The organism is Microbacterium sp. NPDC055455 (assembly GCF_053619935.1).
This window is the reverse complement of record NZ_JBSHLB010000010.1, coordinates 1-13,026: the sequence shown is the minus strand read 5'-3', so window position 1 is coordinate 13,026 and position 13,026 is coordinate 1. Positions and strand designations below refer to the sequence as shown.

Here is a 13,026-nt window from a genome sequence, read left to right as displayed (position 1 = left end):
CATGGGCGTCCACGAACTGGTGCCTGGCGTCCTGCTGCCCGGATTCGCCGGTCCGCAGCTCCCGGAGTGGCTGCGCGCCGAGCTCGAGCGCGGGCTCGGCGGCGTGTGCCTCTTCGCCGGCAACGTCGACGCCGGTGATCCCGATGGCACCGCCCGTCTGGCCGCCGCCATCCGCGCGGTGCGCCCCGAGACGCTCGTCGCGGCCGACGAGGAGGGCGGCGTCGTCACGCGACTCGAGGGCCGGGACGGCTCGACCCTGCCGTCGCCTGCGCAGCTGGGCCTGGTGTCGGCCGCGGTCGCGGAGCGGGTCGGGGCGGTGCTCGGCGAGCGGGTGCGCCGGGCGGGGATCGACCTCCTCCTCGCGCCGAGCGCCGACGTCAACGACAACCCGGCGAACCCCGTGATCGGAGCCCGGTCGTTCGGCGCCGACCCGTACGAGGTCGCCGCGCGGGTCGCGGCGACGGCGCGCGGCATCCGTTCCCGCCAGGGTGTGTCGGCCTGCGTCAAGCACTGGCCCGGCCACGGCGATACCGACGTCGACTCGCACCGCGGCCTGCCGACCGTGCCCGCAGCGACGGTCGCGCGTCATGCCGAGCCCTTCGCCGCCGCGATCCGCGAGGGCGTGCCCGCCGTCATGACCGCGCACATCGTGGTTGCGGAGTGGGGCGCCGAGCCGGTCACCGTCAACCCCGACGCGATCGCCCGGCTGCGGGCCGAGGGCTTCGACGGCGTGGTGATCACGGATGCCGTCGACATGGCCGCCATCGCCGACACGTACGGTCTCGGGGGCGGGGCGGCTCGCGCTCTGGCCGCGGGCGCCGACCTGGTCTGCCTCGGCAATCCCGAGCTCAAGGGCGAGGACGCGGCCGCGCAGTACGCCGAGGTCACCGCGGCCATCGCCGCCGCGCTCGACGACGGTCGCCTCGCGCCGGAGCGGCTGCGCGAGGCGCACGGCCGCGTGGCCCGGCTGGCTGCGCGGATGACCGCCGCGCGCACGGCAGGGGAGGGCGAGACGGATGCCCCGGCTCCGATGTCCGTCGCCCCCGATGACGTCGCGGCGATCGGGGCCGCGCTGGCGGAGGCATCCGATCCGTCCGCCGTCTCGGCGCTCGCCCGCATCGAGCGGATCGTCGACGCGCGCGCCGGTGCCACGCAGGCGGCCGCGACACGGGCCGTCCCCGTCGTCGACACGCTGCGGCAGCTCGCGGGGCCCGCGTCCGGCGGAGGCTCCGGCGTCACCGTCGTCGTGGCCGATCGGCCGAGCGCCGCGCAGCGGGCGGTGATCGAGCGCGTACGCGCCGCGGGGGAGAGCGTCGTGGTCAACGTCGGCGCCATCCCCGGCGGCTTCGACGCCGCGGTCGTGCAGCTCGGCGCCGACTCGCGGCTCTCGTCCGCGATCGTGCGGTCATGGGCGGGGGAGAGCCGGTGAGGGTCCTCGCGCTGCAGTCCGGGACGAGCGCCGACGGAATCGACGCGGCGCTGGTCGTCATCGAGTCGTCCGACGACGGCCTCGACCTGGAGATCGAGCGGTGGGGCACCGAGCCATGGCGTCCCGACGAGCGGAGCCTCGTGCTGCGCGCGGTGCACGGCGGCCGGCTCGATCCGGCCGAGTGGTGCGCGCTGCAGACCGCCGTCGGACAGGCGTTCGCGCGCGCGGCCGTGCGCTTCGCCTCTGACGCCGACCCCGTCGACGTGGTGTGCTCGCACGGGCAGACCGTGTTCCACGGCGTCCAGGGCGGCGCGGTGTGGGGCACGCTGCAGGTCGGCGAGCCGGCCTGGATCGCCCGCGCCACCGGCTGCCCGGTGGTCTTCAACCTCCGCGTCGCCGACGTCGCCGCCGGCGGCCTGGGTGCGCCGCTCATCACCGCGTTCGACGAGCGGTGGCTGGCGGCGTCCGCCGAGGAGACCGGCGTCGCCGTCGCGTCGCTGAACCTCGGCGGCATCGCCAACGTCCAGGTCGTCCAGGCCGACGGGAGCGCGTCCGGCTTCGACACGGGACCCGCGAACGCGCTGCTCGACGCGTGGATCAGCCGGGCCACCGACGGCGCGGAGACCTTCGACCGCGACGGCGCGCACGCACGTGCCGGACGGGTCGACGATGCGCTGCTCGCACGTCTGCGCGCGCATCCGTACTTCGCGCTCACCGCCCCCAAGACCACCGGCCGCGAGACGTTCACGATCGGCACGGTCGACGAGGCCCTCGACGGCCGTGAGCTGCCGCTCGCCGACGTCTGCGCGACGCTCCTCGAGCTCACCGCCACGACGGTGGCCGACGCGCTCGCGGGCACCGCCCCCGATATCGGCCGGGTCGTCGTCTCGGGCGGCGGCGCGCGCAACCCCGTGCTGATGGCACGACTCGGCGAGCACCTCGGCGTCCCGGTCGAGCCGAGCGACGCATGGGGAATCCCGGCCGACGCGCGCGAGGCCGTCATGTTCGCCCTGCTGGCCTATCTGTCGGCGGCCCGCGTCCCCCTCGAGCTTCCCGGCACCCCGGCCGGCCGCGCCGCCGTCGCCGGCCAATGGGACCTGTCAGCCGCACCCCTGCCTGTCCCGCCCACCGTCCCCGCGGCACCGCCGCCGCCGCGCCGCCTGCGCGCGCGCACACGAGAGGAGCGATCGTGAGCATCGTCGCCGTCGATCTCGGAAAGACCGGATGCCGCGTTCGAGCGACCTCCGGCACCACCGTGTCATCCGCCGCCGCGGCGGGAGTGCCCGGCCTCGCCGACGCCGAAGGCGACGCGCGGGCGTTCACCGCGATCGTCGCCGCCCTGCGCGAGTTGCCCGCGGGGATGCGCGGCAACGTCTCGTCGATGGGCGTGGGCGCGGCCGGTGCCGAAGCCGCGCCCGCGGCGGCGCAGGCGCTCGCCGAGCGCGTCGCCGCGCACGTCGAGGCGCCCGTCGCCGTCACCAGCGACGCCGTCACCGCCCACGCCGGCGCCTTCGCCGGGACCCCGGGGACCGTCGTCATCGTCGGCACCGGGACGGTGCTGCTCACCCTCGACGGCGCGGGCGCGCTGTCGCAGGTGGACGGCTGGGGCCCGTGGCTCGGCGACGAGGGGAGCGGCCGCGCGATCGGCCAGGAGGGCCTGCGGGCGGTGCTCGCCGCGCACGACGGGCGCGGACCGGCCACCGCGCTCACGGCCGCCGCCCTCGAGCTGCACGCACCCCTCAGCACGCTGCCCCGGTGGGTCGCCGACACGGCGGCGCCGGCCCGGCAGCTCGCACGCTTCGCCCCGTTCGTGCTCGAGGCGGCGGCCTCCGGCGACGCCGTCGCCCGGGGCATCGTCGACCGGGGGGTCGAGGCGGTCGTGACGGCCTGCTCCGCGGCATCCAGCCCCTACTGCCTCCTGGGCGGCATCGCGGGATCCGGCGTCTTCGGCGACGCGCTGCGCGCCCGTCTGCGCGATCGAGGGCTCGCCGTGGCCGAACCGTTCGGCGACGCGCTGGCCGGGGCGGAGTACATCGCCCGCACGCCGGGCAGCGTCTATGAGAGGAACGTGGTGCGCCATGGTTGACCTGGACGATCTGCGGCGCCAGCTCGCCTCGCTCACGACCGAGGCGATCGACCCCGACTTCAGCGACCTCGACCTCATGACCACGCCCGAGCTCGTCGCGGCGATGATCGACCACAACCGGCAGGTCACCGACGCGCTGACCGACGCGTCGCACCAGCTCGCCTCGGCCGTCGACGCCGCCGCCGAGCGCATGCAGCGGGGCGGGCGGCTCCTCTACGTCGGCGCCGGGACGCCCGGTCGTCTCGGCATCCTCGACGCCAGTGAGATCCCGCCGACGTTCGGCGAGCCGGCCGAGCGCGTCGTCGGCATCATCGCGGGCGGCGAGCGGGCGATCCAGTGGGCCGTCGAGAATGCTGAGGACGACGTCGCCGCGGGCCGCGCCGACATCGCGCGTGCGGGCGTGGGCCCCGACGACTGCGTGGTGGGGCTCACCGCCTCGGGCCGGACGCCCTACGTGCTCGGCGCGATCGCCGAGGCCAGGGCGCGCGGCGCGGCAACGGTCGGCGTGAGCTGCAACCAGGACTCGGAGCTGTCGGCGGCCGCAGACGTGGGGGTGGAGGTCATCGTCGGGCCCGAGCTCGTGGCCGGGTCGACGCGGCTCAAAGCCGGCACCGCGCAGAAGATCGTGCTCAACACCATCTCGACCTTCGCCATGGTGCGCATCGGCAAGACCTACGGCAACCGCATGGTCGACGTGCGCGCGACGAACGAGAAGCTCCGTGCCCGGGCGGTGCGCACGGTGATGGGAGTGGCCGACGCCGACCCCGTGCTGGCGCGCCGCGCGCTCGCCGACACCGGGTGGGAGGTCAAGCCCGCGATACTGATGTGCATGAGGGGATTGACCGCGGATGCCGCGGCTCGCGCGCTGTCGGACACCCAGGGGCGACTGCGTGAGGCGCTGGACCGCACGCGCGAGGCGGTGTGATGGACGTCCTGCTCCGCGTGCGCCAGTCGCGCGACCGGCTCAGCGCGTCCGAGCGCCGGGTCGCCGACGCGGTGCTGGCCGACCCCGAGGTCGTGCGCACCTCGACGATCATGCGGCTCGCCGATGTCAGCGAGGCGTCCCAGTCGACGGTCGCCCGGTTCTGCCAGAGCCTCGGCTACCCCGGCTACCGCGAGTTCCGCCTCGACGTCATCGCCGCGCTCAGCCGCGATCAGGCGCAGCGGGTCAGCTTCGACATCGCCGAGGGCGAGATCGGCTCCGACGACTCGATCGCCGACACGGTCGCGAAGATCGCGTTCCAGGAGGTCCAGGCGATCCAGGACACCGCCCAGATGCTCGACACGGATGCTGTCGCCCGCGCGGTCGACGCGCTCCGCTCGGCGCGTCGCATCGAGCTCTACGGCGCGGGGGCCTCGTCGCTCAGCGCGCAGGACCTGTTCCAGAAGCTCAGCCGGATCGGCAAGCCGGCCGCCGTGTCAGTCGACATCCACCTCGCCCTCGTGCAGGCCGCCCTGCTCGACGACGCGTCCGTCGCGGTCGGCGTCTCCTTCCGCGGCGAGACCCGCGAGACCCTCGACTTCCTGGCGACGGCGCGGCGCACCGGCGCCCTGACGATCGGCATCACAAACGCGGCCGAGTCGTCGCTCGACGACGTCTGCGACATCGTGCTGCACACCAGCGTCCGCGAGAGCCGCTTCCGCAGCGGCGCCATGGCCAGCCGCATCGCGCAGCTCGCGCTCATCGACATGCTCTTCGTGCTCGTTCTGCGGCAGGACTTCCCGCTCATGACCGAGAGCCTCCGGCGCACCTACGACGCCGTCAGTTCCCGGCGCCCTGACCCCGGAACCGCCGTAAACTTCTGAGCACCGCACCGATCGAAAAGGGCACCCGATGACTCTCGAAGACATCCCCGTCACCACCATCCGCGGCGAGCAGACCACGTTCGGCGCGCTGGTCGACGGCCGCGTGGCGCTCGTCGTCAACGTGGCGTCGCGGTGCGGGCTGAGCCCCCAGTACGAGCAGCTCGAAGCGCTGCAGAAGGCGTACGCCGACCGCGGCTTCACGGTCGTGGGGTTCCCGAGCAACCAGTTCCTGCAGGAGCTGTCCAGCGACGAGGCTGTCGCCGAGTACTGCTCGACGACGTGGGGCGTGACGTTCCCGATGTCGGAGAAGGTGCGCGTCAACGGCCGCAGCGCGCATCCGCTGTATCAGGAGCTGACCGGCACCCCCGACCTCGACGGCAAGCAGGGCCGCATCACATGGAACTTCGAGAAGTTCCTGGTGAGCCCCAAGGGCGAGGTCAAGCGGTTCGCGCCGCAGACCACGCCCGACGCGCCCGAGGTCGTCGAGGCGATCGAGGCCTGGCTGCCGGGCGACTAGCGGATGCGGTGCGCGGCGCCCGGCCACCTCTAGGCTCGGGGCGTGGGCGGTTCGCAGAAGGACCTCGCGATCGGGACGGTGCTCGGCGACATCATGCGCCGCGCGGCGGACGAGGTGGCCCGCACCGAGGCGCCGGCGCTGGCCGACGAGCCGGACGGCGTGCACCAGCACCGCGTGCGGGTGCGGCGGCTGCGCAGCGTGCTGGCCGGGTTCGAGGAGTCTTTCGACACCCGCCAGACCGAGCGGCTCCGCGTCGCGTACGCCGAGTGGGGGAGCCAGCTCGGGGTCGTGCGCGACATAGAGGTGCGGGCGAGCGTCGCGGCCGAGACGCTGGAGCTCGCGGGGATCGACGACCCGGCGGTCGTCCGCAGGCTCGTCGACAGCGAGCGCGAGGCGTATCCGGTCGCCCACGCGCGCCTCGTCGAGCTCGCCGCGTCACCCCGGGCGCAGGAGCGCGGCCGGGTGCTGCGCCGCTTCGTCGAGGAGATGCACGTCGTGGCGCACGACAGCCCGGCCACGGCGGTGCTGGCGGAAGTGCTGCGCGCGCAGGTGAAGCGCGTCCGCACGGCGGAGCGCCGGCTGGACGACTCGGCCGAGCGGTTCCACGACCTGCGCAAGGCCGCCCGACGGGCCAGGTACGTCGCCGAGGCGATCGCGGACGCCGTCCCGGACTTCCTGCCGAAGCCGGTGCAGGCGATCGCCGAGGCGGGCGACGACCTCCACGACGCGCTCGGCGGGCACCGAGACCTCACGCTGCTGGCCCGGCACGCCCGCCAGGAGGGGGCCCGCGCGGCGCACGCCGGGCAGTGGTCCGAGGACTACGAGACACTCGCCGCGCTCGCGGACGACGCCGCCGAGGACCTGCTGAGCGATGTCGGCCCCGCGGTCCGTCAGCTGCGGGCGGCGGCATCCGACCTGCCCTGACGTCCCCGCGCCCGCGGCGGTGTCGGTGTCGGTGCGCGCGCCTAGACTTGACGGGCAATGACCGACGCCAGCACCCCCATCATCGTCGGCAGCGACATCGGTCCGCGCGCGTCGTCCGCGCGCGCGGACGACGACCTGCTGGCAGGCCTCAATCCTCCGCAGCGCGAAGCCGTGACCTACCGCGGTCAGGCGCTGCTCATCGTCGCGGGCGCGGGCTCGGGCAAGACGAGCGTGCTGACCCGGCGCATCGCGTCGCTGCTGCGCAACCGCGAGGCGTGGCCGAGCCAGATCCTCGCGATCACGTTCACCAACAAGGCCGCCGGTGAGATGCGCGAGCGGGTCGAGCAGCTCGTGGGCGACTCGGCCCGCGGCATGTGGATCTCGACGTTCCACTCGGCGTGCGTGCGCATCCTGCGGCGCGAGGCCGAGCAGTTCGGCTTCACGAAGTCCTTCACGATCTACGACTCCGGCGACTCGCGGGCGCTCATCAAGCGCCTGGTGAAAGAGCATGAAGCCGACGCGTTCGGGCTCACGCCGGCCGCGACGCAGTCGAAGATCTCGCGCCTGAAGAACGAGCTGGCCGACGCCGAGTCCTACGCCCGCACCGCGAACATGAACGACCCCGCCGAGCGGGTCTTCGTCGAGCTGTTCGCGGCGTATCAGCGCGAGCTGCAGCGCGCGAACGCGTTCGACTTCGACGACCTCATCGCGCAGACGGTCTTCCTGTTCCGGGCGTTCCCGCAGGTCGCCGATGTGTACCGGCGCCGGTTCCGTCACGTGCTCGTCGACGAGTACCAGGACACCAACCACGCCCAGTACGCGCTGATCCACGAGCTGACCCGGCCGCCGGGATCGGATGCCGCGCCCGTCGCGGCGTCGGGCGGCATGATGATCTTCGAGCCCGAGCCGGCCGCCGAGGACGGCGCCTCGCTCACGGTCGTCGGCGACTCCGACCAGTCGATCTACGCCTTCCGCGGTGCCGACATCCGCAACATCAGCGAGTTCGAGAAGGACTTCCCGGGCGCCAAGGTGGTGCTGCTCGAGCAGAACTACCGCTCGACGCAGAACATCCTGTCGGCCGCGAACGCGGTCATCGGCCACAACTTCGACCGCAAAGACAAGAAGCTGTGGACCGACGTGGGCGCCGGCGAGCAGATCGTCGGCTTCACCGGGTACTCGCAGCACGACGAGGCGCAGTTCGTCGCCGACGAGATCGAGGTGCTGCGGCGCGCGGGCGTGGACTACTCGCAGATGGCGGTGTTCTACCGCACCAACTCGCAGTCCCGTGCGCTGGAGGAGATCTTCATCCGCTCGGCGCTGCCCTACAAGATCATGGGCGGCACGAAGTTCTACGAGCGCGCCGAGATCAAGGACGCCTTGGCCTACCTCGTCGCCGTGGCGAACCCCGCCGACGAGATGGCGATGCGCCGCATCATCAACCGGCCGCGGCGCGGCATCGGCGATGTCACCATCGAGACGATCTCGCGCTACGCCGTCGACCAGCAGATCACGTTCCGCGACGCGCTGGCGAACTCGTCCGCGCTGGGCGTCGGCCCCAAGATCCAGGCCGCCATCGCGCATCTGGACGCGGTGCTGGCCGAGGCATCCGAGATCATGCTCCCGTCGTCGGGCGAGCTCGCACCGCCCACGGCGGTCGCCGAGGGGCTCCAGCTGCTGCTGAACAAGAGCGGCTACTACGACGCGCTGCGCGCGAGCAAGGACGCGCAGGACGAGGCGCGCATCGAGAACCTCGACGAGATGGTGGCCGTCGCCCGCGAGTTCGCGCGCAACAACCCCGAGGGCACGCTGCTGGACTTCCTCACCGAGGTCGCGCTGGTGTCCGACGCCGACGACCTCGAAGACGCCTCGGGCTCGGTCTCGCTCATGACGCTGCACACCGCTAAGGGCCTCGAGTACGACGCCGTGTTCGTCACGGGCGTCGAGGAGGACCTCATCCCGCACCGCATCTCGGCGGGGGAGCCCGGCGGCCCGCAAGAGGAGCGGCGACTGTTCTACGTCGGCATCACGCGCGCCCGCAAGCGCCTCTACCTCTCGCTGGCGATGACCCGCGCGCAGTTCGGCGAGGTCACGGTGGCGATGCCGAGCCGCTTCCTGCAGGAGATCCCCGCCGAGCTGCTCAACTGGCGCCAGTCGCCGGGCGACGTCAACTCGCGCGGCGGCACCCAGTCGCGGGCGCTCAACGCGCGGCGCGGCTCGGGTTCGGGGTTCGGCGGCTCCGGCAAGCGGTACGGCGACGACCTGGTGCCGCTGGCCCGGCGCGAGCCGTCGGCGAACCTCGAGCGCTTCGCGAACCGGATCCCGTCGAAGGTGCGCGACAACGGCGACCTCGAGCTGGCGCCGGGCGACCGCATCCGTCACGACGACTTCGGCGATGGACGCGTGGACGCCGTCACCGGCGACGGCGCAAAGCGCGTGGCGCACGTGCGCTTCGACGCCGCGGGCCCGAAGAAGCTGCTGATCAAGATCGCGCCCATCGAGAAGCTCTGACCCGCTTCCGTCGGCCGATCTCAGTCCGGACCCAGCCGCGACCGCCACCAGGCGACCGAGGCGACCGAGGCCACCAGCGCGCCGAGGGTGTTGAGCAGGATGTCGTCCACCGACGCGACGCGGCCGAGGTCGAGGACGAACTGGAGCACCTCGACGACGAGCGCGAGCCCCGCGACGATGAGCGCCACCACGAGGGGGACCAGCCCCGGACGGGCCAGGCGCAGGCGGATCGGCAGGAAGAAGCCGACGGCGGCGAAGGCGAGCAGGTTGCCCACGATCTGGGCGGCGGCGTCGGAGTCGGAGAGCAGATCGACGAGGTCGTGGAACGGCACCGGGTCGATGCGGCTCCTGCCGGCCCGCGCCGCGAGGATCATCCAGAGCCAGGGCAGCGTGCCGACGACGATGCCGACGTCCGCCACCGTCGCCCGCCACGCCCAGCGGCGCTCCCAGCCCTGGTCGATCCGTCGCTGCGCGAGCACGATGGCCACGATCGCCCCGATGGGGACGCCCGCCAGGACCGCGATGAGCACGACGTCCCCGTACCGCTCCCACGCAGGCATGAGGCGATCCTGTCAGTCCCGGCGCCGCGTGTCTCCGGGTCGTCTCCGGGGTGTCTCCGGGGCGGGGCGTACCGGACGCAGGATGGGCGGGGTTCAGGGGCACTGACGGCCGCGACGGTCCGCCGCTTCGTGGCGGCGCGGGGTCGAGCACGCGGGTTAGGCTCGGGCAATGGCCTTGTTCTCGCGCCGTCCGAAGAAGCCCGCCGAGTCGCCGACGCCGGAGCCGGAGCCGGCCGCGGCGCCGGACGCCGAGGCGGCCACCGCCGCGGAGACGCCGGCCGGGACCGATGCTCCGGCGCCGCAGCCGGACGCCGGCACGGATGCCGCGGCGTCCGTCCCCATCTCGGTCTCGTCGTTCGGCGGGCTCGGAGTCGGCCCCTCCACATCCCGGCCCGCAGGCCAAGCGACGACACCGACGCCCGCCGCTGCCACCACCACGCCCCCTGCGCAGCGCCCGCGGGTCGGGGTGCGGGAATGGATGCGCACGGCCCCGGAGCAGACCGAGACGATCCCGGGACTGCGCGACAACGCGCTGCTGCACGCCGCGCTCGGCCGCGTCGGCGACGCGCCTCCCGCGCAGGCATTGCTGGACGTCGCGCGCCAGTTGCTGCAGGGCCACGTCTTCCTGCGGGTGAAGGGCGACGCGCGAGCGCTGCTCGCCGAGGGCAAGGGACTGCCGCTGGCCGTCGCGACCGTGGGCGAGCGCACCTTCGCGCTGGTGTACTCCAGCGGTGCGGCGCTGCAGGCGAGCCTGCGCGCCGACGGCGACGGCGACACCTCGGCGATGGCGCAGCCGGTGCTCACCGTGCTCCAGCACGTCGTCTCGAGCTCGCACGACGGGATCATCCTCGACCCGGCGTCGTCGCCCTCGCGGGCCGTGCTGCCCACGGAGCTGCTGCAGCGGGCGCTCGAGCAGGCCGACCCGAACCTCACCCTCAAGACGCTGCTCGCCGCCGAGCGGACCCTCGCGGTGACCACGGAGGTCGCCGAGGCGCTCACGCGCGTGCCGCTGTGGGTCGCGGTCGGCACCGCCGAGAGCGGAGCGCGCGGGCTGGCCGAGAGCCGCAGCACCGACGGGACCCGCCACCTCGAGGTGTACTCCCACCCGCTCGAGGTCGCGGTGATGGGACGCGGCGACAGCGCCGCGCCGATCACGCCCTTGCAGCTGTCGCGCGCCCTGCGCACCGACGAGGGCATCACCGGCGTGCTCGTGGATCCCGCCGGTCCGTGGCTGCGTCTCACCCGCGGCGAGCTGGCCCCGGTCCTCGCGCTGACCTGAGGCCGCAGCGTCACCGGCGGCAGCGGGGTGACGGATGTCGCGGCTCCCCGCTAGCGTCGGATCCATGGCGTCGCCGCGCATCACCCTCACCGTTCCCGGTCCCGACGGCGATCGCGAGGTGGGGATCTCCAACCCCGACCGCGTGATCTGGCCGAAGCTCGGGATCACGAAGCAGGAGCTGGCCGAGTACCTCATCGCGGTGCGAGAGCCGTTCCTGGCGGCCAACGGCGATCGGCCGGTGTCGCTCGAGCGGTTCCCCGAGGGCGTCGAGGGCGAGCGCTTCTACTCGAAGAACCCGCCCAAGGGCGCGCCGGCGTTCGTCGAATCGCGCACGGTGACGTACAACAGCGGGCGGCGGCATCCGCAGATCGTCCTCACCGAGATCGCCGCGGCGGTGTGGGCCGTGCAGATGAACACGATCGTGTTCCACCCGTGGGCCTCGCTCACCGCGAACACCGACAACCCCGTCGAGCTGCGCATCGACCTCGACCCCCAGCCCGGGACGGATTTCGCCGATGCCGCCGCCGTCGCCCCCGCCATGCGCGACGTGCTCGCCGAGGCGGGGCTCACGGCGTTCCTCAAGACCAGCGGCAACCGCGGCATCCACGTCTTCTGTCCCATCGAGCCGCAGTGGGAGTTCCTCTACGTGCGGCACGCGGTCATCGCCGCCGGCCGGGAGCTCGAGCGGCGCCTGCCAGACAAGGTCACGATGAACTGGTGGAAGGAGGAGCGCGGCGAGCGCATCTTCATCGACTTCAACCAGGCCAACCGCGACCGCACGATGGCGGGCGCCTACAGCCCCCGCGCACTCCCCACGGCGACGGTCTCGACCCCGCTCACGTGGGACGAGCTGGAGGCCGGCGTCGACCCGGGCGCCTTCACGGTGCGCAGCGTCCCGCAGCGCATCGCCGACCAGGGCGACCCGTGGGCCGAGCTGCTCGCCAGGCCCGGGCGCATCGACACGCTGCTGGAGTGGTGGCAGCGCGATCTGGACGCCGGGCTCGGCGAGCTGCCCTTCCCGCCGGACTTCCCGAAGATGCCCGGCGAGCCGCCGCGCGTGCAGCCCAGCCGCAAGAACGAGGCGAACTGGCAGTAAGACGCTCCCGATTGCACGGCGGTTGCACGGCCCATCGTCCGCCGCGGCGTCGACGACGCTTCCGTAGCTTCGCTGGGAGCCGGAATGACCGGCCCCTGAGCATCGGAGCACACATGTCCATCCCCGGCTTCAAGCCCCACGGCATCACCAACGTCCACGTCAACCACACCGGTCCGCGATCGTCGTTCGCCCTCGCACTGGCAGGAGCCGTCATGGCGGGCGCCTTCGTCCTCACCGCGTGCGCGCCGGCCGCGAGCCCGACGGCCGCCGAGGCCACCGCGGCTTCCGAGCTGTCGCCCGCCCCGAGCGATGCGGGCGCGGCCGGCACGCAGCCGGCCGGCGAGGCGGCATCCGTCCTCGCCATCGAATCCGACGCCGTGCTGGCATGGCAGGACCGCTGGTACGACAACTTCTGCAGCAGTGCGGTCATCGCCCTGGGCGACGAGAACTGCATCGGCATCGCGCTGGAAGGTGTCGAGCAGGCGCGCACGGCGCCCGAGCGCATCGAGGCAGAAGTGCCGTCGGGAGCGCTCGGCGACGAGCTGCGCGCCGCTGCGGCCGAGGTCGCGGCGGCCGGCGAGGCGTTCCTCGCCGCGAGCTGCGACACCGTGCCGACGGAGTGCGTCGCCGAGACCGACGACCTCACCGACGCGGTCCGGATGTACGGCGACGTCGTCGCCGAGGTGGTCGCGGCGAGCTGACCCGCCGTACCCGGGAGCGGGGGGGGGGGGGCGGACCAGCTCACGCCCGTAACCGAAGGAGGGCCCGGGGAGAGGCGACGGGGTGGAAGGTGGGACCCCCGGCCCCCCCCGACCAAGAAA

The 13,026-nt window shown here is 73.5% G+C and carries 12 protein-coding genes; 11 read left to right on the top strand and 1 reads right to left on the bottom strand.

The features are described from left to right. Position 1 precedes the first annotated feature (1 nt). From ACWGUG_RS17860 to ACWGUG_RS17825, 8 genes are read left to right on the top strand one after another with little or no spacing between them, the layout of a single operon-like run. A complete protein-coding gene (locus ACWGUG_RS17860) occupies positions 2 to 1,429 on the top strand; it encodes a glycoside hydrolase family 3 N-terminal domain-containing protein (protein ID WP_452325413.1) in 1,428 nt (475 codons plus the stop codon). After that, positions 1,408 to 2,622 (top strand): anhydro-N-acetylmuramic acid kinase, encoded by a 1,215-nt coding sequence (locus tag ACWGUG_RS17855; RefSeq protein ID WP_452325412.1) that lies wholly within the window; start codon positions 1,408 to 1,410, stop codon positions 2,620 to 2,622. The genes ACWGUG_RS17860 and ACWGUG_RS17855 overlap by 22 nt, the downstream gene beginning before the upstream one ends. Continuing rightward, the gene (locus ACWGUG_RS17850; RefSeq protein WP_452325411.1) at positions 2,619 to 3,515 is read left to right on the top strand and encodes an N-acetylglucosamine kinase; all 897 of its coding nucleotides are present in this window, start codon (positions 2,619 to 2,621) and stop codon (positions 3,513 to 3,515) included. The genes ACWGUG_RS17855 and ACWGUG_RS17850 overlap by 4 nt, the downstream gene beginning before the upstream one ends. Continuing rightward, entirely contained in the window at positions 3,508 to 4,440 is a 933-nt protein-coding gene (gene murQ / locus ACWGUG_RS17845) for an N-acetylmuramic acid 6-phosphate etherase (protein ID WP_336398265.1), read from the top strand. Before ACWGUG_RS17850 ends, murQ begins: the two co-directional genes overlap by 8 nt. Then, positions 4,440 to 5,321 carry a MurR/RpiR family transcriptional regulator gene (locus tag ACWGUG_RS17840; RefSeq protein ID WP_452325410.1) on the top strand — a complete coding sequence of 294 codons (882 nt, stop codon included), beginning with the start codon at positions 4,440 to 4,442 and terminating at the stop codon, positions 5,319 to 5,321. Before murQ ends, ACWGUG_RS17840 begins: the two co-directional genes overlap by 1 nt. 28 nt (positions 5,322 to 5,349) lie before the next feature. Further along, positions 5,350 to 5,838 carry a glutathione peroxidase gene (locus tag ACWGUG_RS17835; RefSeq protein WP_452325409.1) on the top strand — a complete coding sequence of 163 codons (489 nt, stop codon included), beginning with the start codon at positions 5,350 to 5,352 and terminating at the stop codon, positions 5,836 to 5,838. A 42-nt stretch (positions 5,839 to 5,880) separates the two neighbouring features. Then, on the top strand, positions 5,881 to 6,762 hold the full coding sequence (locus tag ACWGUG_RS17830) for a CHAD domain-containing protein (RefSeq protein ID WP_452325408.1): 882 nt from the start codon (positions 5,881 to 5,883) through the stop codon (positions 6,760 to 6,762). A gap of 57 nt (positions 6,763 to 6,819) precedes the next feature. Further along, positions 6,820 to 9,270, top strand: coding sequence for an ATP-dependent helicase (locus ACWGUG_RS17825; protein WP_378882177.1), 2,451 nt, complete (start codon positions 6,820 to 6,822; stop codon positions 9,268 to 9,270). A gap of 20 nt (positions 9,271 to 9,290) precedes the next feature. Here ACWGUG_RS17825 and ACWGUG_RS17820 read toward each other — a convergent pair whose 3' ends face one another. Beyond that, entirely contained in the window at positions 9,291 to 9,830 is a 540-nt protein-coding gene (locus ACWGUG_RS17820) for a VanZ family protein (protein ID WP_336398270.1), read from the bottom strand. A 169-nt stretch (positions 9,831 to 9,999) separates the two neighbouring features. Between ACWGUG_RS17820 and ACWGUG_RS17815 the strand changes: the two genes are divergently transcribed. From ACWGUG_RS17815 to ACWGUG_RS17805, 3 genes are all read left to right on the top strand, one after another. Beyond that, the gene (locus ACWGUG_RS17815) at positions 10,000 to 11,109 is read left to right on the top strand and encodes an SseB family protein (RefSeq protein WP_452325407.1); all 1,110 of its coding nucleotides are present in this window, start codon (positions 10,000 to 10,002) and stop codon (positions 11,107 to 11,109) included. Positions 11,110 to 11,173: 64 nt separating this feature from the next. Next, on the top strand, positions 11,174 to 12,205 hold the full coding sequence (ligD, locus tag ACWGUG_RS17810; RefSeq protein WP_452325406.1) for a non-homologous end-joining DNA ligase: 1,032 nt from the start codon (positions 11,174 to 11,176) through the stop codon (positions 12,203 to 12,205). Positions 12,206 to 12,318: 113 nt separating this feature from the next. Continuing rightward, entirely contained in the window at positions 12,319 to 12,906 is a 588-nt protein-coding gene (locus tag ACWGUG_RS17805; RefSeq protein WP_452325405.1) for a hypothetical protein, read from the top strand. Positions 12,907 to 13,026 lie beyond the last annotated feature (120 nt).

Bases quoted from the DNA above. Each gene is read 5' to 3' on its own strand.
- ACWGUG_RS17860 (WP_452325413.1), top strand. From the start codon at position 2: ATGGGCGTCCACGAACTGGTGCCTGGCGTCCTGCTGCCCGGATTCGCC.
- ACWGUG_RS17815 (WP_452325407.1), top strand. From the start codon at position 10,000: ATGGCCTTGTTCTCGCGCCGTCCGAAGAAGCCCGCCGAGTCGCCGACG.
- ligD (WP_452325406.1), top strand. From the start codon at position 11,174: ATGGCGTCGCCGCGCATCACCCTCACCGTTCCCGGTCCCGACGGCGAT.
- ACWGUG_RS17835 (WP_452325409.1), top strand. From the start codon at position 5,350: ATGACTCTCGAAGACATCCCCGTCACCACCATCCGCGGCGAGCAGACC.
- ACWGUG_RS17840 (WP_452325410.1), top strand. From the start codon at position 4,440: ATGGACGTCCTGCTCCGCGTGCGCCAGTCGCGCGACCGGCTCAGCGCG.
- ACWGUG_RS17855 (WP_452325412.1), top strand. From the start codon at position 1,408: ATGGGCGGGGGAGAGCCGGTGAGGGTCCTCGCGCTGCAGTCCGGGACG.
- ACWGUG_RS17825 (WP_378882177.1), top strand. From the start codon at position 6,820: ATGACCGACGCCAGCACCCCCATCATCGTCGGCAGCGACATCGGTCCG.
- ACWGUG_RS17805 (WP_452325405.1), top strand. From the start codon at position 12,319: ATGTCCATCCCCGGCTTCAAGCCCCACGGCATCACCAACGTCCACGTC.
- murQ (WP_336398265.1), top strand. From the start codon at position 3,508: ATGGTTGACCTGGACGATCTGCGGCGCCAGCTCGCCTCGCTCACGACC.
- ACWGUG_RS17820 (WP_336398270.1), bottom strand. From the start codon at position 9,830: ATGCCTGCGTGGGAGCGGTACGGGGACGTCGTGCTCATCGCGGTCCTG.